This is a genomic window from Bradyrhizobium sp. (genome assembly GCF_050014615.1).
In the GTDB taxonomy this organism is placed as follows: domain Bacteria; phylum Pseudomonadota; class Alphaproteobacteria; order Rhizobiales; family Xanthobacteraceae; genus Bradyrhizobium.
In genome coordinates this window covers 1-20,838 of sequence record NZ_JBEKCZ010000082.1, presented here as the reverse complement: position 1 = coordinate 20,838, position 20,838 = coordinate 1, and the positions used below count along the sequence as shown (strand labels likewise).

Below are 20,838 nucleotides of genomic sequence, written 5' to 3'. Positions count from 1 at the left end.
GAGGATGCGGGCGATGGTGGAATGGGTACGCTCGCGGGTCGATCCGCCGGCGCCATAGGTCACCGAGACGAAATTGGGCGTCAGCGGCGCGAGGCGCTTGATGGTGTCCCACAGGCTGCGCTCCATCTCCTCGGTCTTGGGCGGGAAGAACTCAAAGGAGATCGCGGGCGACTTCAGCGTGCGGTGTCCGTCCGGCGCGGGGGGCGTAAACTCGGTCATGGCACCACAAACTCCACTCTTTGGTCGGACATCAGGTCTAGCTGCAGACCGCTAAAATATGCCGAATGACGCCGTTCAAATAGCCCATTGGGGGGTGGGAAGTTGCCCAATATCTGTATAATGGCGGAAATATTTTCTCAAAAGTTGATATTGTGGGCAGGAACGAAGAAATGCCAATCCGGCCGGTGATTGGTATAAAATTCAGCATTATCTAGGATTTTTTGGAAGATTTGTTGCTGTTGTCCACTGAGATGGAAAGTGGGAAATATGAAATATATATGGATTATTCAAATATTAGCCCACTCGCCGGTGTGCGTGCCGCGGTCATCGATGGCTGCCGACGCGCGCCTGATCTGCGCGGCGCGGCCCTTTGTGGGCGGCGCGGTGCGCATTAGTTTAACGCCATGATCCCGCTCTCCATCCTCGACCTCTCCGTCGTCACCACCGGCACCAAGCCGGCCGCGGCGCTGCGCAACAGCATCGATCTGGCGCGCCACGCCGATGCCCTGGGCTACACGCGTTACTGGCTGGCCGAACATCACAATCTGGCGTCGGTCGCGAGCCCGGCGCCGGACCTGATGATCGGGCAGATCGCCGCGGTGACAAAAAACATCCGGGTCGGCTCCGGTGGCGTGATGCTGCCGAACCATGCGCCGCTGATGGTGGCCGAGCGGTTCAAGATGCTGGAAGCGCTGTTTCCCGGCCGGATCGATCTCGGCCTCGGCCGGGCGCCCGGCACCGATGGCGCCACCGCGCACGCGCTGCGCAGCCGGCTCGATCGGCGTGAGGGCGACGATTTTCTCGAGCGGCTGCATGAGTTGACGCTGTGGGAGACCCGCGATTTTCCGCCCGGCCATCCCTACAACAATGTGGTGGCGATGCCGGATGATACGCCGCTGCCGCCGATCTGGCTGCTCGGCTCCAGCGACTACAGTTCAGAACTCGCCGCCCAGGTCGGGATGGGGTTTGCGTTCGCGCATCATTTCGCCTCGCATGACGCGCTGGCCGCGATGACCCATTACCGCGCCCATTTCAAGCCGTCGGGCTGGCGCACTACCCCTTACGCCATTCTCGCGGTCGCCGTGGTCGCGGCCGATACTGACGCGGAGGCCGAGCGGCTGGCGTCGTCGATGGATCTCAACCGGTTGCTGCGGGATCGCGGCCAGTATCGGCCGCTGCCCAGCGTCGAGGAAGCGGTGGCCTATCCCTATACCGAGAGCGATCGTGTTGCTATCGCGCGCAATCGCACGCGGCTGTTTGTCGGCAGTCCCGCAACGGTCATGACAAAACTGCAGCCGATGATCGCGGCCAGCCAGGCCGACGAGCTGATGGTCATTACCGCGGTGTATGACCACGACGCGCGCAAGAAATCCTACAGCCTGATGGCGGATGCGTTCGGGCTTGGCGCGAGGGCGGCGGCGTAATCTACTCCGCTTTCTCGTTGAACGTGGCGCGGAAGGGATGGCCGGGATAGACCCCGACAATCCTGAATTCGCGCGAGAAGAATTTCAGTTCTTCCAGCGCGAAAGCGAGGTTCCTGTCGTCGGGATGGCCGTCGACATCGGCATAGAATTGCGTGGCGAAGAATTCGCCGTCGACCATGTAGCTTTCCAGCTTGGTCATGTTGACGCCGTTGGTGGCAAAGCCGCCCATCGCCTTGTAGAGCGCGGCGGGCAGGTTGCGCACCCGGAAAACAAACGTGGTGACCAGCGGCCCCGATCCCTGCTTGGCCCAGTCAGCCTCGCGCGCCAGCACCACAAAGCGCGTGGTGTTGTGGGTTTCGTCCTCGACATCCTCAGCCAGGATATCGAGGCCGTAGATGCCGGCCGCCAGCCGCGACGCGATCGAGGCGCAGCTGTTGTCGCCGCGCTCGGCCACGATGCGCGCGCTGCCGGCGGTATCGCCCGAGACGATCGGCTTGATGCCGAGCTTGCGGATGATGCGGCGGCATTGCCCGAGCGCGTGGACGTGGCTTTCGACGGTCTTGATATCGGCCAGTTTGGCGCCGCGCGGCGCCATCAACTGGTGATGGACCGGCAGGAACCATTCGCCGACGATGAACAGGCCGGATTGCGGCAAGAGATGATGGATATCGGCGACCCGGCCGGCGACCGAGTTCTCGATCGGGATCATGCCGAGGTCCGCCTCGCCCGAACTGATCGCGGCCAGCGCGTCCTCGAAGGTCGGGCAGGCCAGCGGCTCGGCGTCCGGATAGGCCTCGGCGATGGCGATGTGGGAATTCGCGCCCGGTTCGCCCTGGAATGCGATTTTCATGGATTTGGCCGTTGTCTGGGTCATGGCGCGCCTTGTACCAGCCGCTCAGCTTTTGGCCAGTATGCGTCGGGCGGTTTCGAGGTCGGCCGGCGTATCGACGCCGCGCGGCACGGTATCGACGATAGTGACGTCGATCCGCATCCCGGCCTCGATGGCCCGGAGCTGTTCGAGCTTTTCCTGCCGTTCGAGCCAGGAGGGGGCGAGGGCGACAAAACGCTCCAGCGCCGCGCGGCGATAGGCATAGAGGCCGATGTGATGGTAGCGCGGCCCGTCGCCCCAGGGAGCCGTGGCGCGGGTGAAATAAAGCGCGCGCAGCCGTTTCGGGCTGATTGGCGAGCCGACCATTTTCACCACATTCGGGTTCAAGGCCTCTTCCTCGGTGTGGATTTCGGCGGCCAGTGTCGCGATATCGACCGCGGGGTCGGCCAGCGGGGCCAGCACGTCACGAATATTGTCGGGCTCGATGGTCGGAAAGTCGCCCTGCAGATTGATGACGATTTCGACTTCGCCGCGGGGGTCGAGCTTGCCCAGCGCCTCGTAAATCCGGTCCGATCCGGAGGGGTGATCGGCGCGGGTCATGACCGCCTCGAAGCCATGGGCGGTCACGACATCTGCAATGTCGGGCGTATCGGTGGCCACGGCGACACCGCCGATTCCCGCGGCCTGCGCACGGCGCAGCACATGGACGATCATCGGCAGGCCGGCGATATCCAATAGCGGCTTGCCGGGCAGGCGCGTCGCGGCCATGCGGGCGGGAATCAGTACCAAAATACGGGGTCTGGTCATCAGGGTGAGGTCTGGGCCCCCGGTCGATAACAAGCCGGAAATGATGGGGATTGGTCTAAAGCTGGCGCATTTATACGGGTTGCCAGAGCACGGGCAAACCGATATCTCATCGTGGCTCGGGTGCGGTGCGAAAGCCTGATTCCTGACGCTCATCCGTGGCCGTTTCTCTCCGGCCTATAGTCGACATTCCGGCCTGGAGCCTGATCCAAGATGGACTCCTTCGAACTCAATAAAATTCTCGGTGCCATTCTGGGTACCTGCCTCGTTCTGCTCGTGACCAGCTTCACCGCCGGCGCGCTTTTCGCCCCCGTGATGCCGGAAAAGCCGGGTTTCGAAATCGCCGTGAAGGAAGCGGCGCCGGGTGGCAAGGAAGCTGCGCCGCCCCCGGCCGAGCCGATCGAGAAGCTGCTGCAGACCGCTTCGGTCGAGAAGGGCGAGGCCGCGGCGAAGAAATGCGCCGCCTGCCATAGCTTCGAGAAGGGCGGCCCCAACAAGGTGGGGCCGAACCTTTACGGCATCGTCGGCGACAAGAAGGGTGAAGGCCGCGGGTTCAATTTCTCGGCCGCGATGAAGGCCAAGGGCGGCACCTGGAGCTATGACGACCTCAGCCAGTTCATCTCCAATCCCAAGGGCTTTATTCCCGGCACGGCGATGGGTTTCGCGGGCATTCAGAAAGACAGCGAGCGCGCCGACGTGATCGACTATCTGCATACGCTTGCGGACAGCCCGGTTCCGTTGCCGACGGCGGCGAAATAACAGCCCTCGGTTCCAAATGGATTTTCGTCAAACGGCCGGGCTCTTGCCTGGCCGTTTTGTATTCCGGTCACTTGCTCGCCGGCATGCCTGGGGCGGTTTGCGCGCCCGTTCCCGGGACCTTTCGCCGCAGCGCCGCCGTTCACAAGCTAGTATCATGAGGAAAAAGCAACATAATCGGTCGATACCTTGCCTTATAATGCGTCCTCAATAGCGGAAGCATATCCACGGGGATTCCTCATTTGACCATTACCCGACGACATCTTTTGCAGAGCGCCGCCTTCGCCACCGTCGCCCCGGCGCTGGAAGCCGCAACCGGCCTTTCGGCAGTGAGCCCGGCGAAGGCGCAGACAGCCACCGGTGAGCCGGTCTGGCGCCACGGCCTGTCGCTGTTCGGCGACATCAAATACCCCGCCGACTTCAAGCGCTTCGACTACGTCAATCCGGACGCGCCCAAGGGCGGCGTCGCGCGACAAATCTCGATCGGCACGTTCGATAATTTCAATATCGCGGTCGCCGGTGTCAAAGGCTCGATCGCCCCGGCCGCCAACCTGATTTACGAAACGCTGATGGCGCGGTCGCAGGACGAGATAGCCACCGAGTATGGATTGCTGGCGGAGGCCGCCTCGCATCCTGACGATTTTGCCTGGGTCATCTATCGTCTTCGCAAGGAGGCCCGCTGGCACGACGGCAAGCCGGTGACGCCGGAAGATGTGATTTTTTCGATCGCGGCGCTGAAGAAGTACAGCCCGATGCACGCCTCGTATTATCGCCACGTCGTCAAGACCGAAAAGATCGGCGAGCGTGACATCAAATTCACGTTCGAATCTCCCGGCAATCGCGAACTGCCGCACATCGTCGGCGAGTTGCAGGTATTGCCGAAACATTATTGGGAAGGCACCGACAGCGAAGGCCGCAAGCGCGATATTTCCGCAACGACGCTGGAGCCGCCGCTGGGCTCCGGCCCCTATCGGATCAAGGAATTTGTCGCGGGACGCTCGGTCGCGCTGGAACGGGTCAGGGATTATTGGGGTGCGAACCTGCCGGTGCGGATAGGCGAAAATAATTTCGACGAAATGCGCTTCGAGTTTTTCCGCGACAATCAGGTCGCGCTCGAGGCGTTCAAGGCCGATCAGGCCGACTGGATCGCCGAGAATTCCGCCAAGCAATGGGCCACCGCCTATGAATTTCCGGCGGTCGCTGAAAAGCGCGTGGTCAAGGAAGAGTTTCCGATCAACGATCTGGGCCGGATGCAGGCCTTCGTTCTCAATCTGCGCCGCGAGCAGTTTAGGGATGCGCGACTGCGCCGCGCCTTCAACTACGCCTTCGATTTCGAGGAGATGAACAAGCAGCTGTTCTTTGGGCAATACAAGCGCATCGACAGTTACTTCTATGGGACGGAGCTCGCCTCGACCGGATTGCCGGAGGGAGAAGAGCTGAAAATACTCGAGACCGTGCGCGACAAGGTGCCGGCAGAAGTCTTCACCACACCCTACGTCAGTCCGGTCGGCGGCAATCCCGAAGCGGTGCGCGCCAATTTGCGCGAGAGTGCGAGGTTGTTGAAGGAGGCGGGCTTTGAGGTGCGTGATCGCAAGCTTGTGGATGCGGCGGGCAAGCCGGTCATCGTCGAGCTTCTGGTTCAGGATCCATCCGCCGAGCGGATCGCGCTGTTCTATAAGCCGTCGCTGGAACGCATCGGTGTCACGGCCTCGATCCGCATCGTCGATGATGCGCAATACGAAAATCGACTGCGCAGTTTCGACTACGACATGATTATCGATCAATGGGGGCAGTCATTGTCGCCCGGCAATGAGCAGCGAGAATACTGGGGATCGCAGGCCGCGGACCAGTCCGGCTCGAGAAATGCCATCGGTATCAAGAATCCGGCCGTTGATACGCTGATCGACAAGGTGATCTTCGCCAAGGACCGTTCGGAATTGGTGGCCGCGACCAGGGCGCTCGACCGTGTGCTGCTGTGGAATTTCTATGTGGTGCCGCAGTTTAGTTATCCCTTCTCGCGCTATGCGCGCTGGGACCGCTTCAGCCATGCTGAGCTGCCGAAATATGCGCGTTCCGGTCTGCCGTCCCTGTGGTGGTACGACGCCGACAAGGCCGCCAAAATCGGCAAGCGCTCTTGAGGGATATCCCGCGCATGGCGCAGCTCTCCCGCCGGCATGTGCTCGGTCTTGGCGTTGGCGTATTGGGCGCGTCGCGGTTGCGGCCGGCCGTGGCGGCCGATGCGGGCACCGAAGCTCACGGCATTTCCGTGTTCGGCGATCTTAAATATCCGGCCGACTTTCATCACTTCGACTATGTCAACATCGACGCGCCGAAGGGCGGAATGTTTTCGCTGATTCCCTCCGCGCGCTCCTACAATCAGTCCTACCAGACCTTCAACTCGTTCAACGCATTCATCCTGAAGGGTGAAGGCGCGCAGGGCATGGACATGACGTTTGCGCCGCTGATGGTGCGCGCCAGCGACGAGCCCGATGCGATGTACGGCCTTGTTGCCAAGTCAGTACAGATGTCAGCCGACAAGACCATCTATCGCTTCACGCTGCGGCCCGAGGCCAGATTTCACGACGGTTCGAAACTGACGGCGCATGACGCCGCTTTCTCCCTGACCACGCTAAAGACCAAAGGCCATCCCCTGATCGTGGCGCAGATGCGCGACGTGGCGACGGCGGAGGCGGCCGACGACGCGACGCTGGTCGTCACTTTCGCGGCAAAGCGCGCCCGCGATGTGCCGCTCTATGTCGCGAGCCTGCCGATTTTTTCGAAAGCCTATTACGCGACCCGGCCGTTCGATGAATCGACGCTGGAGATTCCGCTGGGATGCGGCCCGTACAAGGTCGGAAAGTTCGAGATCAACCGCTACATCGAGTTCGAACGGGTCAGGGATTGGTGGGGCGCTGACCTTCCGGTCGCCCGCGGCTTTTATAATTTCGATATTGTACGTTACGAATTCTATCGCGACCGCGAAGTCGCGTTCGAGGGGTTTAGCGCGAGGAGCTATCTGTTCCGGGAGGAATTCACCGCGCGGGTATGGGCGACGCGTTATGATTTTCCAGCCGTGAAGGATGGTCGGGTCAAGCGCGAGACTCTGCCGGATGATACGCCGTCCGGCGCACAGGGCTGGTTCATCAATACTCGCCGCGAGAAATTTGGCGATCCGCGGGTACGCGAGGCGCTGATCCAGGCGTTCGATTTCGAATGGACCAACAAGACCATCATGTACGGCGCCTATGCGCGCACCCATTCACCGTTCCAGAATTCGGACATGATGGTGAGCGGGCCGCCTTCACCGGAAGAACTCAAGCTGCTTGAGCCATTTCGCGGCCAGGTGCCGGACGAGGTGTTCGGCACGCCGTTCGTGCCGCCGGTGTCGGATGGTTCGGGGCAGGACCGCACCTTGCTGCGCAAGGCGTCTCAATTGTTGCAGGACGCCGGGCTCGCCATCAAGGACGGCAAGCGGCTGTTGCCCAATGGCGAGGTGTTCAGAATCGAATTTCTGGCCGACGAGCCCTCGCTGCAACCGCATCACGCGCCCTACATCAAGAACCTCGGCACGCTCGGGATCGAAGCTAGCTTGCGGCTTGTCGACCCCGTCCAATATCGCGCCCGGGTGGAAGATTTCGATTTCGACATGACCATCGAGCGCTTCAGCATGTCGGCGACACCGGGCGATGGCATGCGCCCGTTCTTTTCGTCGCAGGCGGCAGCCACCAAGGGCTCGTACAACCTCGCCGGCATCGCCAGTCCGGCGATCGACGCGCTGCTCGAGAAAATCATCGGCGCGGACAATCGCGCGGATCTCACGGTCGCTTGCCGGGCCTTCGACCGGGTGTTTCGTGCCGGACGCTATTGGGTGCCGCAATGGTATCGGACCAGTCATCCGATCGCCTATTGGGATCTGTTCGGACACCCGGACAAGCAGCCGCGATACGCGCAAGGTGTCGGCGCACCGGAAAACTGGTGGTCTGACCCCGGCAAAGTCGCCAGAGCCGAGCAGGCGAAATAATTCATGAGCGCCTACATCGCCCGACGCATCCTGCTGATGATCCCGACGCTGCTCGGGATACTGTTCGTATCTTTCGTGGTGGTGCAATTCGCCCCGGGCGGGCCGGTGGAGCGGGTGATCGCGCAGCTCAGCGGTGCCGACACCGGAGGAAGCTCCCGGATTTCGGGTTCATCCGGCGGCGACTTCGGTGCGCGTGGCCAGGTCGGCGCGTCGTCCGATGCCGTCGGATCGAAGTACCGCGGCGCCCAGGGGCTGGATCCCGAATTCGTCAAGAGCCTCGAAAAGCAGTTCGGCTTCGACAAGCCGGCGCCGGAACGCTTCGCGCTGATGCTGTGGAATTTCGCGCGGTTCGATTTCGGCAAGAGCTATTTCCGCGATGTCAGCGTGCTGCAACTGATCAAGGAGAAGCTGCCGGTCTCGATGTCGCTCGGCATCTGGATGACGCTGCTGACTTATTTGATCTCGATCCCGCTCGGCATCCGCAAGGCGGTCATGGACGGCTCAAGGTTCGACACCTGGACCTCGGCCGTGGTCATTATCGGCTTCGCGATCCCGGGATTCCTGTTCGCGATCCTCCTGATCATCCTGTTCGCCGGCGGCTCGTTCTTCAATATTTTTCCGCTGCGCGGCCTCACGTCGGACGGCTGGTCGCAGTTTCCCTGGTACTGGAAGATCCTCGACTATTTCTGGCACATCACGCTGCCTTTGATTTCGATGGCGCTCGGCGCCTTCGCCACCATGACCTTGCTGACCAAGAATTCCTTCCTCGATGAAATCCGCAAGCAATATGTGATGACCGCGCGCGCCAAGGGCTGCAGCGAACGGCAGGTGCTCTACAATCACATCTTCCGCAATGCCATGCTGATCGTCATTGCCGGCTTTCCCGGCGCGTTCATCCACGCCTTCTTTTCAGGGTCGCTCTTGATCGAAACCATCTTCTCGCTGGACGGGCTCGGCCTGCTCGGGTTCGAAAGCGTGCTCAATCGCGATTATCCCGTGGTGTTCGGCACGCTGTTCATCTTCTCGCTGGTCGGCCTGGCGGTCAATTTGATCTCCGACCTCGCCTATATGTGGATCGATCCGCGGATCGATTTCGAGGCGCGGGAAGTCTGATGACCATCACAGCCCCGCCGCCGGTCGAGACCACCACGCAAGCGCCGCTCGGCGAAGCGGTGCCGGTCACGCGCCACCGGTTCAGCCCGTCGCCGCTCAACCGCCGCCGCTGGCAGAATTTCAAATCGAATCGCCGGGGTTACTGGTCGTTCTGGATTTTCCTGATCCTGTTCTTTGTTTCGCTGTTCGCCGAGCTGATCGCCAATGATCGTCCGTTCTTCATCAAGTTCGATGGTCATCTGTATTGGCCGGCCTTCATCAGCTATTCCGAAACCACCTTCGGCGGCGACTTCGAGACGGCAGCGGATTATCGCGATCCCTTTCTGCAGAAGTTGATCGCCGCCAAAGGCGGCACCATCGTCTGGCCGCTGATCCGCTATTCCTACGATACGCACAATCTCGATCTGCCGACACCGGCGCCGTCAAAGCCGACCTGGATGCTGACCGAGGACCAGTGCAAGGAGGTGGTGCAGAAGAAGGGCCTGAAGAGCTGCCGTGACCTCGAATACAACTGGCTCGGCACCGACGACCAGGGCCGCGATGTGGTCGCGCGCCTGATCTACGGTTTTCGCATCTCGGTGCTGTTCGGCCTCAGCCTGACCATCATCTCGTCGATCATCGGCGTCGCCGCCGGCGGCGTGCAGGGCTATTTCGGCGGCTGGATTGATCTCGGCTTCCAGCGCTTCATCGAGGTCTGGACTGCGATCCCCTCGCTCTACCTGCTATTGATCCTGTCGTCGGTATTGGTGCCCGGCTTCTTTGTCTTGCTCGGCATTCTCCTGTTGTTCTCATGGGTGTCGCTGGTCGGTCTGGTGCGCGCGGAATTTCTGCGCGGGCGCAATTTCGAATACATCCAGGCGGCGCGCGCGCTCGGCGTCTCCAACGCCGTGATCATGTTCCGTCACTTATTGCCGAATGCGATGGTCGCGACCATGACGTTCCTGCCGTTCATCGTCTCGTCGTCGGTGATGACGCTGACCGCGCTGGATTTTCTCGGTTTCGGATTGCCGCCGGGCTCGCCCTCGCTGGGCGAACTGCTGTCGCAGGGCAAGGCCAACGTCCAGGCGCCGTGGCTGGGTTTCACCGGTTTCTTCGCGGTCGCGATCATGCTGTCGCTCTTGATCTTCGTCGGCGAGGCGGTGCGCGACGCGTTCGATCCGCGCAAGACGTTCAGATAAGATCGTGGTAGTCTATCCTACGAGATAGAGGTGTTACATGAATAAAATTACTCGCGAGCACTATCCGGCGTCGAAACTTCCCGAGGATCTGCGGGCGGGCGTCGATCCTTCATCGACCGTCACGGTAACGATTGTCGAAGAAGAGACGCGACCGGCCATGACGCTTGCGGAGATTTTCGCGATGCGCCGCCCTCCCTTCCGAACCGCAGAAGAGATTGATGAAGGTTTGCGGAGTCAGCGGGATGGGTGGGATGACTGAAGGGAGTGCGCCGTCCAAGCTATATTTTGACGCCAATATCTTCATCTATGCAGTGGAAGGTAACGACGACATTGCGGGTCTCCTTCGCACGCTATTTGAGTTATTGAGCAGAAGCGTCAATCTGGCCGTGACGAGCGAATTGACGCTCGCGGAAGTGCTACCAAGGGCCGATCCCATAAGACGTCGGCACTATCTGGAATTGATTTTGTATAGTGGCTTGTTCGATTTGTATCCGGTGACGCGGGATGTTTTGATGGAAACCGTCGACTATCGACGGGTCGCCGGTGTGCCATCGACGGATGCCTCCAAATCTGCTGCCATGCCAAAACTCCCTGACGCCATCCATGTGGTGACCGCAATTCGCACCCGCTGCGGTGGGATTTTGTCGTTTGATCGGACGTTGAAATTGCCAGAAGGTATGCGCCGCGTGTCTCGCGACGGCCTACCGCAACTAATCGAAGAACTGACGTAAATGGACGCCATCAACCAGCCCTTGCTCGACGTACGCGACCTGTCGGTGGCGTTTCATCAGCCCAGCGGTACGTCGATCGCGGTCGATCATGTTTCCTTTGCGATCAGGCGCGGCGAGTGCGTGGCGCTGGTCGGCGAATCCGGGTCGGGAAAATCCGTCAGTGCGCTGTCGATCCTCAAGCTGCTGCCCTATCCGACCGCATCGCACCCATCGGGCAGCATCCACTTTCGCGGCCGTGAACTGCTTGATTTGTCGGAGCGCGAGATCCGCGGCATTCGCGGCAACGACATTTCGATCATCTTCCAGGAGCCGATGACCTCGCTCAATCCGCTGCATACGATCGAGTCCCAGATCGGCGAAATCCTGCAGCTGCACAGCGGCGTTCGCGGTGCGATGGCCCGGGCCCGGACGCTTGAACTGCTGGCGCAAGTGGGCATTCCCGATCCGGAAACCCGGCTCGCGAGCTATCCGCATCAATTGTCCGGCGGCCAGCGTCAGCGCGTCATGATTGCGATGGCGCTTGCCAACGAGCCGGATTTGCTGATCGCGGATGAGCCGACCACGGCACTCGACGTCACGGTGCAGGCGCAGATCCTGGCGTTGCTGGCGGAAATTCGGGCGCGGCTTGGCATGAGCCTGCTGTTCATCACCCATGATCTCGGCATCGTGCGCCGCATCGCCGACGTCGTCTGTGTCATGAACAACGGCAAGATCGTCGAGCAGGGACCGGTGGAGCAGGTCTTCACCGCGCCACAACACCCCTACACCCGCGCCTTGTTGGCGGCGGAGCCCAAGCCCGACCCGGCGCCGCCGCGGCCCGATTCGCCGGTGGTGATGTCGGCCGATGGTTTGAAAGTCTGGTTTCCGATCAAGCGCGGTCTGCTGCGTAAAACCGTTGGACACATCAAGGCGGTCGATGGCGTCAGCCTGAAAGTGCGCAAGGGCGAGACGCTCGGTGTGGTGGGCGAATCCGGCTCCGGCAAGACCACGCTCGGTCTGGCGCTGCTGCGGCTGATTTCGTCCGACGGGCCGATCGTGTTCCTGGGCAGCAATATCCAGGGCCTGCGTTTCAAGGCGATGCGGCCGTTTCGCCGCGACATGCAGATCGTGTTTCAGGATCCGTTCGGCGCGCTGAGCCCGCGGATGTCGGTCGGCGACATCGTGGCCGAAGGCCTCAGCGTGCATCAGCGCGGGCTTTCGGAGGCCGAGCGCGAGACCCGCGTGATCAAGGCGCTCAGGGATGTCGGCATGGATCCGGCGACGCGGTTTCGCTATCCGCATGAATTCTCCGGCGGCCAGCGCCAGCGTATCTCCATTGCCCGCGCGGTGGTGCTGGAACCGAATTTCGTCGTGCTGGATGAACCGACCAGCGCGCTCGATATGCTGTTCCAGGCGCAGATGGTCGATCTGTTGCGCGAATTGCAGCGCAAGCGCGACCTCACCTACATGTTCATATCGCATGATCTGCGGGTGGTCGCCTCGCTCGCCAGCCATTTGATTGTGATGCGCCACGGCAAGGTGGTGGAGGAGGGGCCGGCGTCGGAACTGTTCAAATATCCGAAGACCGACTATACCCGCGCGCTGTTCGCCGCCGCGTTTCGGCACGAGACCGCGCCGGGTGGGACGACCGCGGTCTGAGCGGCTTCAAACCAGCCGCTTGATCGAAATAATCTCGCTGCCCGCGGCCTTGATGCGCGCGATGGCATCGCTTGTCGTTTCGATCGCGGTCGCCATGTGATGGGCGTTGGCGTGAACGATGGAGGTCGCATCCCGCGCGATCGCGACATGGCCTTTCCAGAAAATCAGGTCGCCGCGCCGCAGGTTTTTCGATTCGGCCGGATCCAGTGCCCGGCCGAGGGCGTCCTGCTGCATGTCGCTGTCGCGCGGGCAGCCGGTGCCGGCGGCATTCAGTGACACTTGCACCAGGCCGGAACAATCGATGCCGAGACTGCTCTTGCCGCCCCACAGATAGGGCGTGCCAACGAACCGTTCGGCGACCGCGACGAAATCGCCGGCATGGCGGTCGATGCCGCCGACATGCTGTTGCGGCAGATACCAGCCTTCGCACGTGACAGCGAAGGCGCCATCCTGGCGCGTCACGATCAGTGTTGTCCCCATCACAAGAGTCTCGATCGGCGGCAGCTTGATCGAGGGGCCCGGAAACGCCAGCGTTCTGATCGCGGTGATCTTGTGGGTCGGCTCGCCCACGGGCTTAGCCAGCGCGCGATCGGGGAGCCAGCCGACATAACCGTCGCTGCTCAGTTGACCCCAGGCCCAGCCTTCGCCGTTGCGATCATAGATCGTCGCACGCTCGCCTTTCAGCGCCTGCGTCGCCAGTTCGGCGTCAGGCGACGGCGCGTTGCGCAACGGCGCGATGGCGTCCGATATCTCGAATTCCTCGCCGGTGACGAAGCGCGCCGCCTTGACCTTGCCTTCGAGATATTTCGCGGCGAGGTCGGGCCGCGCCGGAATCATGCGCGGATCATCCATAGCGATCGCTCAGCAATTTGTAGATCGCGCGCGCCGCCTGGCATTCGCCGCCCTCCGGGCGCGCTGGCCTCGCCGATGGCGTCCAGCCATAGATATCGACATGCAGCCAGCTTTTGGCGGCCTCGACGAAACGCTGCAGGAACAGCGCGCAAACGATCGAGCCGGCGAATCCACCCGACGGCGCGTTGTTGATGTCAGCGACCTTCGAGTCGAGCCAGCTGTCGTAAGGCGGCCACAGCGGCAATCGCCACAACGGATCGTTTTCCTGTTTGGCGCGCGCCGCCAGATCCTGCGCCAGCGTCTCATCGTCGGTATAAAACGGCGGCAACTCCGGACCGAGCGCGACCCGCGCCGCCCCCGTGAGGGTGCCGAGATCGATCAACAGATCAGGCTTCTCTTCATCGGCGAGCGCCAGCGCATCGGCCAGCACCAGCCGGCCTTCGGCGTCGGTGTTGCCGATTTCCACGCTCAGGCCCTTGCGCGAGGTGAAGATATCGAGCGGACGGAAGGCGTTGCCGGCAACCGCATTCTCGACCGCGGGAATCAAAACCCGCAGGCGTACCTTGAGCCCGGCGTCCATCACCATCAGCGCCAGCGCCAGCACGTTGGCGGCCCCGCCCATATCCTTCTTCATGATCAGCATGCTGCCGGACGGCTTCAGGTCGAGCCCGCCGGTATCGAAGCAGACGCCTTTGCCGACCAGCGTCACCTTGGGGTGGGCGGGGTCGCCCCAGGTCAGATCGATCAGCCGGGGTGCGCGCGAAGATGCCATGCCGACCGCATGAATCAGCGGAAAGTTCTGTCGCAGCAGCTCGTCGCCGATGACGCAGGTGAAATCGGCGCCGAAGCGCTTCGCCAGCTGCTGCGCCGCTTGCGCCAACTCTTCCGGCCCCATGTCGTTCGACGGCGTATTGATGAGATCGCGGGCCAGTGCTGCCGCCTCCGCCATCCGCATGATGTCCGCGACGTCAACGCCATCCGGGGGCACCAGCCGGGCCTCCGATGCGTCGGCCTTGCGGTAGCGGCCGAAGCGATAACTGCCGAGCGCGAAGGCCAGTGCGGCGAGGCGCGCATCATGCGGGGCATTGGCAAAGCGATAGATGCCCGGCGGCAGCAGGCCCGGTAACAGACCGGGCCGGAACAGGTCGCGGAATTTGCTGGTCTCGTTCTCCAGCCCGAACAGCACCTGCGCGATTTGTCCATCCGCGGCGGGCAGCGTCAGGCATGCGCCGGGTTTGGCCGCAAATCCGTTGGCTAACGCAAACTGCTGCGCCGGCGCGGGAAGCTCGGCGCAGATGGCGTCCCACGTCGCCTTGGTCGCAAACGTAATGGGAATGGCCGACGTTGCAGCGGCGGTCTCGAATACTGAATGCATGCTTCTCTCGGTCTTCAACTGGAATGCAGCGCTACATGGACTGCGGCAGCGCGGGCCCAATGAGCCCTTGGTTGCAGGCTTTTTGAGATTCTACAATGACTTACAAAGTCAAACCAGTCCGAACCGTGAGATCAGGTCATTTCGGATATTTCTGGTCCTGGCAACGCGAAGACTTGGCAATGGCAAGGGCTAAATGTGGCGGCAAGCATCGCGACAATGACGCCGAGGTGATTTGACCATTCGCGTGATCGAACTTACGCTTTCAATCAGTAGTTTTACTTGCGCCCTACTTTTGCCCGCGCAAGGCATGTAACCGGAGAGTTCGATGGCGTTGAACAAAAAATTGCACCGCAGCATCCTGATCCGCAGTTTGGCGGCAATCGTTTTGTTCGGCATATATGCCTTCGGTATGCTCGGCACCTCGGCGCTCTTGTTGGGTGCCTCCACCACGGCGGCCCTCGCCCATGGCGGAGGTCACGGCGGCGGCGGAGGCGGTGGTCACGGCGGCGGCGGTGGTCACGGTTTCGGCGGCGGCGGTTTCCGTGGCGGTGGCTTTCGCGGTGGCGGATTTGGGTTCGGTCTGGGTGTCTATCCCGGCTACTACGCAGGTTATTATCCCGGCTATTACCCCTACTATGAAGACGAGGGCGGTTGCTATCTGGTCCGGCAGCGCGTCATGACGCGCTACGGCTGGCGGGTACGCCGCGTCCAGATCTGCGAGTGATGTCGGCGCCGCGACACGCACGATCTCAACACTGCTGACGCAAGACCGTTAACTCAAGATCGCTAACTCAAGATCATCGTTTCTAGCATCTGGCGGCCTCAGCGTTTGTCGTTGAGGCCGTTGGTGTGAGGCGGGATGCGTGGCGCGATTTGTCTGGCGATCTTGGATCGCGGTCGACAGGCCGGAAAGGTCAACAGCCGCGGCCTCTACACGTTCCCGTGTCAGCGTGATAGCCTCGGCGGCGTCGACAAATATCCGGATTAGTATTTCGGGAGCGCCAAATGGCCAAGAAGGGTTTGGACGGCCGGCATCGTGACACCACGGGCCGCATCGACAAGAAGCACGGCAACACACGCGTCGGTTCGCTGCGCAAGACCTATGGCGATCATTTTGCGAAAGGCCGCCGCAAAGACATGATGCTGAAAACGTTGCTGGCCGAGACCGGGACGGAGTCGCTTCACGCCTATCTGCGCAAGCATCACAAATAGGCAACAGACGGTATCGATCTACGGTATCGATTCCACGGTATTGATCCACGGTATTGATTCCTGGCAATCGACGGGTTCTCCCGGGGGGAGAACGTTAACCGGTCATTAGGGTTAACAGTCTATTGCTGAGCGCATTCGGCTCGATCAAATCGCCTGATACCGTGAGTCAAAGTGCCATGCGTCAGCAGTCCAGTCTTGCCCGGCTTCTTGCGTCCGCGGCCGTGATGGCGATTTTGGCCGCTGGGCTCGGCGGTTGCCAGACCACGTCCGATATCACGGGATCGCTGTCGTCGAAGCCCGAGGCCAGCCCCGATTCCGATCCGCGCCGCGCCGTCGAAATCTACGGTGAGCGCTACCGTGCCGATCCCAAAAATGCCGAGGCTGCCCTTGCCTATGGTCAGGCCCTGCGTGCCACCGGGCAGCGGAGCCAGGCCGCCGCCGTGCTCGAACAGGCCACCATCGTCCACCCCGGCGACAAGGCGTTGCTCGCCGGTTACGGGCGCGCGCTCGCCGACAACGGCAATTTCCAGCAGGCGTTCGATGTTCTCAGCCGGGCCCACACGCCCGAGAACCCCGACTGGCGCATTCTTTCGGTGCAGGGAACCACGCTCGACCAGCTTGGCCGGCACGACGAAGCGCGCCGCTATTATGCGAGTGCGCTGAAGTTCGAGCCCGACGAGCCGTCGGTGCTGTCCAATCTCGGGCTTTCCTATGTTCTTTCCGGGGATCTGCCGAAAGCGGAAGAGATTCTACGCCGCGCCTACGGCAACGCCAGAGCCGATGCGCGGGTACGGCAGAATCTGGGCCTGGTGGTCGGCCTGCAGGGCCGCTTTGCCGAGGCTGAAACCATCGTGAGGGCCGATCTGCCGGCGGACGAAGCGGCTGCGAACGTCGCCTATCTGAAGCAGATGCTGAGCCGCAAGGACAATCCGCGCGCCGGCGCCGCGAGAGTGCCGGTGGCGTCTCTCAACCGCCCGGACTGATCGGCCCGGTCAAGCCATCAATCGAAAGGCCGTCGCCGGCTTTTGCGGGATGTCCGGGTCAAGCCCGACGACGACCGCATCAAACGGAGAAGCTTTCGTCGCCGAATCTCCACGGGCAGGCCGACAAGGCACGGCCGGCGTCAGTGCATCGAGGCGATCTTGATGCCGGTCGGCCCCAGGATGACGACGAACAGCACCGGCAGGAAGAACAGAATCATCGGCACCGTCAGTTTCGGCGGCAGGGCCGCGGCTTTCTTCTCGGCTTCGTTCATGCGCATGTCGCGATTTTCCTGCGCCATGACGCGTAAGCTCTGACCGAGTGGCGTTCCGTAACGTTCAGATTGCTGCAACGCCAGGCAGACCGACTTGACACCCTCAAGGCCGGTACGTTTCGCCAGGTTTTCGTAGGCGACCTTGCGGTCCTGAAGATAGGAAAGCTCAGCCGTGGTCAGCGTGAATTCCTCCGACAGTGCCACCGACTGCGTTCCGATCTCGACACTGACCTTGCGGAACGCGGTTTCGATCGACATGCCGGACTCGATGCAGATCAGCAGCAGATCGAGCGCATCGGGGAATGCCCGTCTGATCGAGAGCTGGCGCTTTGAAATCGCATTCCTCAGGAACAGCATCGGCGCCTGCAAACCGAAATACGCCGCGACGAGGCACATGCCGATCTTTATCGTCAGCGACTTCTCCATATGCGAGATCACGAAGACATACAGCACCGCCGCTATGAACAGCAGGACAGGCGTCACCAGCCGGAAGAACAGGAACGTGATGTAGGGCGCCTGGCCGCGGTAGCCGGCCATGGTGAGCTTGTCGCGCGCGGCTTCCTGCGCCAGCCATTTTCCGAGATTGAAGTCTTCCACTACCCTGGAGACCAGCTGCTTCGGCGTCTGACGCAGCGACACCTTCTCGGTCTTGGTAAGACGGTCGCGCTCCCGCGCCCGGATCCGCTCGCGTTCGTTGGCGACCGCCTTCATGCGTTTCGCCAGTCCTTCGCCCACAAACAAAGGCATGATCAGCGTATACGCCGTGGCGCTCACGGCAATCGCCGCGAGCAGCATGGTCATGAACCGCGCGTCGTGGAGCTTTTCGACCAGAAACCCAATCATGCTGCACCGTCAGAAGTCAAAGTTGATCATTTTCTTCATCACCAGGATGCCCATGGACATCCAGATCACGCAGCCGACCAGCATCAATTGACCGGTCGGGTGGGTCCATAGCAACGAGATGTAATCGGGGGTCGTGATGTAGACGAGCAGCATGACGATGGGCGGCAACGAGCCGATGATGCCCGCGGAAGCCTTGGCTTCCATCGACATGGCCTGAATCTTCTCAGCCATTTTCTTGCGCTCGCGCAGCACCTTGGACAGATTGCCCAAAGCCTCAGAGAGATTGCCGCCGGACTTCTGCTGGATCGCGATCACGATCCCGAAGAAGTTCGCCTCCGGAACCGGCATCCGTTCAAACAGACGAGTGCAGGCTTCGCCGAGCGGCATGCCGATTGCCTGGGTTTCGATGATGGCCAGGAATTCGCCCCTGAGCGGTTCCGGCGCATCGGCTGCGACCACCTTGATGGATTCAAACAGCGGCAGGCCGGCCTTGATGCCGCGAACGATCACGTCGACGGCATCCGGCAACGCGCGAAGGAAATTCTTTTCCCGCCGCTTCTTGAGAAAGCTGAGCGTCCAGCGTGGCAGGCCGAAGCCGGCAGCGAACGACAGACCGATGGCCGCGAGCGGACCGCCCCCGAGCAGCATCGCCATCGCAAAACAAACGGTTGCCATAACCCCGGAGGCGATCATGAAATTCTGAGGCGACCAGCTCACGCCAGCTTGTGTGAGACGGGTGGCCAGCGAGATCTTCTTGTCCTTCTGGCGGCGCGCTTCGACTTCCTTCAGCGATCCTTCGACCTGTTCGCGGCGCGAGCGCTGGCTCTTATCGGCCTGACGCGCCGCCGGTTCCGGCTTGGCGATGGTCGCGCGGCGATGCTCGGCCTTCTTCTGCCCCGACAGCATGGGATAAATAAAGACCCACGCCAGGCCGCCGATGGCGGCGGAGGCGAGAAAGGCCAGTGCGAGTGCTTGCATTTTCATGGCGTGGTCCCTCAGGCCTCCACGATGACTTCGGCGGCGTCGAGGGCGGCGGCAAGCCGCTTCTCTTCACCGTAATATCGTGCGCGATCCCAGAAGCGTGGCCGTCCGATGCCGGTTGAGCGGTGGCGGCCGATAATGTTGCCATTGGCGTCCTCGCCGACCATGTCATACAGGAACAGATCCTGGGTGATGATGGTGTCGCCCTCCATGCCCATCACCTCGGTGATGTGGGTGATGCGCCGGGAGCCGTCGCGCAGCCGGGCGGCCTGGATGATGACGTCGATCGAGGCACAGATCATCTCGCGAATGGTCCGCGACGGCAGCGAGAATCCGCCCATCGTGATCATCGATTCGCAGCGCGACAGGGCTTCGCGGGGATTGTTGGCGTGCAGCGTTCCCATCGATCCGTCGTGACCGGTATTCATGGCTTGCAGAAGATCGAACGCTTCCGGTCCGCGGACTTCGCCGACGATGATGCGTTCCGGCCGCATACGCAGGCAGTTCCGGACCAGCTCGCGCATGGTGATCTGGCCCTCGCCCTCGATGTTGGGCGGGCGGGTCTCCAGCCGCACCACATGCGGCTGCTGCAGTTGAAGCTCAGCGGCGTCTTCGCAGGTGATGATGCGCTCTTCGTCGTCGATATAATTGGTCAGACAGTTGAGCAGCGTCGTCTTGCCGGAACCGGTACCGCCTGAAATCAGCACATTGGCTCGGCAACGCCCGACAATCTGCAGGATGGTCGCGCCTTCCGGCGAGATCGCGCCGAATTTGACCAGCTGATCCAGCGTCAGCTTGTCCTTTTTGAATTTGCGGATCGTCAATGCGGGGCCGTCGAGTGCCAGCGGCGGAACGATGGCGTTGACGCGTGAGCCGTCGGCGAGGCGGGCGTCGCAGATCGGCGAGGATTCATCGACGCGCCGGCCGACCTGGCTGACGATGCGCTGGCAGATATTCAGCAATTGCTGATTGTCGCGGAAGCGGATGCCGGTGCGCTGGATGCGGCCGGAGACTTCGATGAACACCGTGCCGGCGCCGTTGACCATGATGTCGGAGATGTCGTCGCGCGACAATAGCGGCTCCAGCGGGCCGTATCCGAGAACGTCGTTGCAGATGTCGTCGAGCAGCTCTTCCTGCTCGGCGATCGACATCACGATGTTCTTGATCGCGATGATCTCGTTGACGATATCGCGGATTTCCTCGCGCGCCGACTCGCCGTCGAGCTTGGCGAGCTGGGCGAGGTCGATCGCCTCGATCAGGGCGCCGAAGATGGTCGCCTTGACCTGGTAATAGGTGTCCGACCGCCGCGCTTCCGCGACGGGCGCGGGCGCCTTCGCCGGCGAGAGCGGGGGAGAGGAAACGGTCGGCGGCGGCGCGCTGCGCGAAACGGCCGGCGCCGCGCCGGAAGCAGGTTCCAGCGCGCCGGCCGCGGGCTTGCTCGCCCGGGATTCGTTTTCTCCGCTACGCTTACCAAACACGACAGTACTCCATGCGGGTTACTTCGCCCGCAGCTTCTCGAGCAGGGGCGACAGGAACGAACCCCGCGGCTTTTTGGTCTCGCCACGGCCTGTCAGCCGTTGCGCGATCTGCAGGAACATCTCGGTGGT

The 20,838-nt window shown here is 61.9% G+C and carries 20 protein-coding genes; 12 read left to right on the top strand and 8 right to left on the bottom strand.

The window, feature by feature from the left end; all coding sequences use genetic code 11:
• Positions 1-219 (bottom strand): methylenetetrahydrofolate reductase (locus ABR948_RS14835; RefSeq protein WP_428119093.1); only part of this gene is annotated, 219 nt, incomplete at its 3' end.
• Between the two features lie 404 nt (positions 220-623).
• On the opposite strand from ABR948_RS14835, the gene ABR948_RS14830 reads away from it, so the two are divergent.
• Positions 624-1,643, top strand: a complete 1,020-nt coding sequence (locus ABR948_RS14830) for an LLM class flavin-dependent oxidoreductase (RefSeq protein WP_428119091.1) — start codon at positions 624-626, stop codon at positions 1,641-1,643.
• A 1-nt stretch (position 1,644) separates the two neighbouring features.
• On the opposite strand, the gene ABR948_RS14825 is transcribed toward ABR948_RS14830, so the two are convergent.
• Positions 1,645-2,517: a prephenate dehydratase gene (locus ABR948_RS14825; protein WP_428119089.1), complete on the bottom strand. Its 873-nt coding sequence runs from the start codon at positions 2,515-2,517 to the stop codon at positions 1,645-1,647.
• 21 nt (positions 2,518-2,538) lie between these two features.
• Positions 2,539-3,279, bottom strand: coding sequence for a 3-deoxy-manno-octulosonate cytidylyltransferase (locus ABR948_RS14820; protein WP_428119087.1), 741 nt, complete (start codon positions 3,277-3,279; stop codon positions 2,539-2,541).
• A gap of 210 nt (positions 3,280-3,489) precedes the next feature.
• On the opposite strand from ABR948_RS14820, the gene ABR948_RS14815 reads away from it, so the two are divergent.
• The 8 genes from ABR948_RS14815 to ABR948_RS14780 all read left to right on the top strand — a co-directional run bounded on the left by ABR948_RS14815 (position 3,490) and on the right by ABR948_RS14780 (position 12,713).
• Positions 3,490-4,035 carry a c-type cytochrome gene (locus ABR948_RS14815; protein ID WP_428119085.1) on the top strand — a complete coding sequence of 182 codons (546 nt, stop codon included), beginning with the start codon at positions 3,490-3,492 and terminating at the stop codon, positions 4,033-4,035.
• Between the two features lie 239 nt (positions 4,036-4,274).
• The gene (locus ABR948_RS14810) at positions 4,275-6,170 is read left to right on the top strand and encodes an extracellular solute-binding protein (RefSeq protein WP_428119083.1); all 1,896 of its coding nucleotides are present in this window, start codon (positions 4,275-4,277) and stop codon (positions 6,168-6,170) included.
• A gap of 14 nt (positions 6,171-6,184) precedes the next feature.
• Positions 6,185-8,053, top strand: a complete 1,869-nt coding sequence (locus ABR948_RS14805) for an extracellular solute-binding protein (protein WP_428119081.1) — start codon at positions 6,185-6,187, stop codon at positions 8,051-8,053.
• Positions 8,054-8,056: 3 nt separating this feature from the next.
• Positions 8,057-9,166: a microcin C ABC transporter permease YejB gene (locus ABR948_RS14800; RefSeq protein ID WP_428119079.1), complete on the top strand. Its 1,110-nt coding sequence runs from the start codon at positions 8,057-8,059 to the stop codon at positions 9,164-9,166.
• Positions 9,166-10,344, top strand: a complete 1,179-nt coding sequence (locus tag ABR948_RS14795) for an ABC transporter permease (RefSeq protein ID WP_428119077.1) — start codon at positions 9,166-9,168, stop codon at positions 10,342-10,344. Before ABR948_RS14800 ends, ABR948_RS14795 begins: the two co-directional genes overlap by 1 nt.
• Before the next feature lie 37 nt (positions 10,345-10,381).
• The gene (locus ABR948_RS14790) at positions 10,382-10,603 is read left to right on the top strand and encodes a hypothetical protein (protein ID WP_428119075.1); all 222 of its coding nucleotides are present in this window, start codon (positions 10,382-10,384) and stop codon (positions 10,601-10,603) included.
• Positions 10,596-11,075 (top strand): type II toxin-antitoxin system VapC family toxin, encoded by a 480-nt coding sequence (locus tag ABR948_RS14785; protein ID WP_428119073.1) that lies wholly within the window; start codon positions 10,596-10,598, stop codon positions 11,073-11,075. The genes ABR948_RS14790 and ABR948_RS14785 overlap by 8 nt, the downstream gene beginning before the upstream one ends.
• Positions 11,076-12,713: an ABC transporter ATP-binding protein gene (locus ABR948_RS14780; RefSeq protein WP_428119071.1), complete on the top strand. Its 1,638-nt coding sequence runs from the start codon at positions 11,076-11,078 to the stop codon at positions 12,711-12,713.
• A 6-nt stretch (positions 12,714-12,719) separates the two neighbouring features.
• On the opposite strand, the gene ABR948_RS14775 is transcribed toward ABR948_RS14780, so the two are convergent.
• Both ABR948_RS14775 and ABR948_RS14770 read right to left on the bottom strand, forming a co-directional pair.
• The gene (locus ABR948_RS14775; RefSeq protein WP_428119069.1) at positions 12,720-13,565 is read right to left on the bottom strand and encodes a C40 family peptidase; all 846 of its coding nucleotides are present in this window, start codon (positions 13,563-13,565) and stop codon (positions 12,720-12,722) included.
• Positions 13,558-14,940 (bottom strand): leucyl aminopeptidase family protein, encoded by a 1,383-nt coding sequence (locus ABR948_RS14770; protein ID WP_428119067.1) that lies wholly within the window; start codon positions 14,938-14,940, stop codon positions 13,558-13,560. Before ABR948_RS14770 ends, ABR948_RS14775 begins: the two co-directional genes overlap by 8 nt.
• A 325-nt stretch (positions 14,941-15,265) precedes the next feature.
• On the opposite strand from ABR948_RS14770, the gene ABR948_RS14765 reads away from it, so the two are divergent.
• The 3 genes from ABR948_RS14765 to ABR948_RS14755 all read left to right on the top strand — a co-directional run bounded on the left by ABR948_RS14765 (position 15,266) and on the right by ABR948_RS14755 (position 17,135).
• Positions 15,266-15,664 (top strand): hypothetical protein, encoded by a 399-nt coding sequence (locus ABR948_RS14765; protein WP_428119065.1) that lies wholly within the window; start codon positions 15,266-15,268, stop codon positions 15,662-15,664.
• A 281-nt stretch (positions 15,665-15,945) separates the two neighbouring features.
• The gene (locus ABR948_RS14760) at positions 15,946-16,152 is read left to right on the top strand and encodes a hypothetical protein (protein ID WP_428119063.1); all 207 of its coding nucleotides are present in this window, start codon (positions 15,946-15,948) and stop codon (positions 16,150-16,152) included.
• 176 nt (positions 16,153-16,328) lie between these two features.
• A complete protein-coding gene (locus tag ABR948_RS14755; RefSeq protein ID WP_428119061.1) occupies positions 16,329-17,135 on the top strand; it encodes a tetratricopeptide repeat protein in 807 nt (268 codons plus the stop codon).
• Positions 17,136-17,275: 140 nt separating this feature from the next.
• Here the strand turns inward: ABR948_RS14755 and ABR948_RS14750 are convergent, their stop codons facing one another.
• Genes ABR948_RS14750 through ABR948_RS14740 form a run of 3 tightly spaced genes read right to left on the bottom strand, consistent with a single transcriptional unit; the run spans position 17,276 to position 20,709 of the window.
• The gene (locus tag ABR948_RS14750) at positions 17,276-18,250 is read right to left on the bottom strand and encodes a type II secretion system F family protein (protein WP_428119059.1); all 975 of its coding nucleotides are present in this window, start codon (positions 18,248-18,250) and stop codon (positions 17,276-17,278) included.
• 9 nt (positions 18,251-18,259) lie between these two features.
• The gene (locus tag ABR948_RS14745; RefSeq protein WP_428119057.1) at positions 18,260-19,234 is read right to left on the bottom strand and encodes a type II secretion system F family protein; all 975 of its coding nucleotides are present in this window, start codon (positions 19,232-19,234) and stop codon (positions 18,260-18,262) included.
• 11 nt (positions 19,235-19,245) lie between these two features.
• Positions 19,246-20,709 carry a TadA family conjugal transfer-associated ATPase gene (locus ABR948_RS14740; RefSeq protein ID WP_428119055.1) on the bottom strand — a complete coding sequence of 488 codons (1,464 nt, stop codon included), beginning with the start codon at positions 20,707-20,709 and terminating at the stop codon, positions 19,246-19,248.
• Between the last annotated feature and the right edge of the window lie 129 nt (positions 20,710-20,838).

Excerpts from the sequence above, each read along its gene's own strand:
- ABR948_RS14830 (WP_428119091.1), top strand. The coding sequence starts at position 624 with ATGATCCCGCTCTCCATCCTCGACCTCTCCGTCGTCACCACCGGCACC.
- ABR948_RS14825 (WP_428119089.1), bottom strand. The coding sequence starts at position 2,517 with ATGACCCAGACAACGGCCAAATCCATGAAAATCGCATTCCAGGGCGAA.
- ABR948_RS14820 (WP_428119087.1), bottom strand. The coding sequence starts at position 3,279 with ATGACCAGACCCCGTATTTTGGTACTGATTCCCGCCCGCATGGCCGCG.
- ABR948_RS14815 (WP_428119085.1), top strand. The coding sequence starts at position 3,490 with ATGGACTCCTTCGAACTCAATAAAATTCTCGGTGCCATTCTGGGTACC.
- ABR948_RS14805 (WP_428119081.1), top strand. The coding sequence starts at position 6,185 with ATGGCGCAGCTCTCCCGCCGGCATGTGCTCGGTCTTGGCGTTGGCGTA.
- ABR948_RS14800 (WP_428119079.1), top strand. The coding sequence starts at position 8,057 with ATGAGCGCCTACATCGCCCGACGCATCCTGCTGATGATCCCGACGCTG.
- ABR948_RS14795 (WP_428119077.1), top strand. The coding sequence starts at position 9,166 with ATGACCATCACAGCCCCGCCGCCGGTCGAGACCACCACGCAAGCGCCG.
- ABR948_RS14790 (WP_428119075.1), top strand. The coding sequence starts at position 10,382 with ATGAATAAAATTACTCGCGAGCACTATCCGGCGTCGAAACTTCCCGAG.
- ABR948_RS14785 (WP_428119073.1), top strand. The coding sequence starts at position 10,596 with ATGACTGAAGGGAGTGCGCCGTCCAAGCTATATTTTGACGCCAATATC.
- ABR948_RS14780 (WP_428119071.1), top strand. The coding sequence starts at position 11,076 with ATGGACGCCATCAACCAGCCCTTGCTCGACGTACGCGACCTGTCGGTG.
- ABR948_RS14775 (WP_428119069.1), bottom strand. The coding sequence starts at position 13,565 with ATGGATGATCCGCGCATGATTCCGGCGCGGCCCGACCTCGCCGCGAAA.
- ABR948_RS14770 (WP_428119067.1), bottom strand. The coding sequence starts at position 14,940 with ATGCATTCAGTATTCGAGACCGCCGCTGCAACGTCGGCCATTCCCATT.
- ABR948_RS14765 (WP_428119065.1), top strand. The coding sequence starts at position 15,266 with ATGGCGTTGAACAAAAAATTGCACCGCAGCATCCTGATCCGCAGTTTG.
- ABR948_RS14760 (WP_428119063.1), top strand. The coding sequence starts at position 15,946 with ATGGCCAAGAAGGGTTTGGACGGCCGGCATCGTGACACCACGGGCCGC.
- ABR948_RS14755 (WP_428119061.1), top strand. The coding sequence starts at position 16,329 with ATGCGTCAGCAGTCCAGTCTTGCCCGGCTTCTTGCGTCCGCGGCCGTG.
- ABR948_RS14750 (WP_428119059.1), bottom strand. The coding sequence starts at position 18,250 with ATGATTGGGTTTCTGGTCGAAAAGCTCCACGACGCGCGGTTCATGACC.
- ABR948_RS14745 (WP_428119057.1), bottom strand. The coding sequence starts at position 19,234 with ATGAAAATGCAAGCACTCGCACTGGCCTTTCTCGCCTCCGCCGCCATC.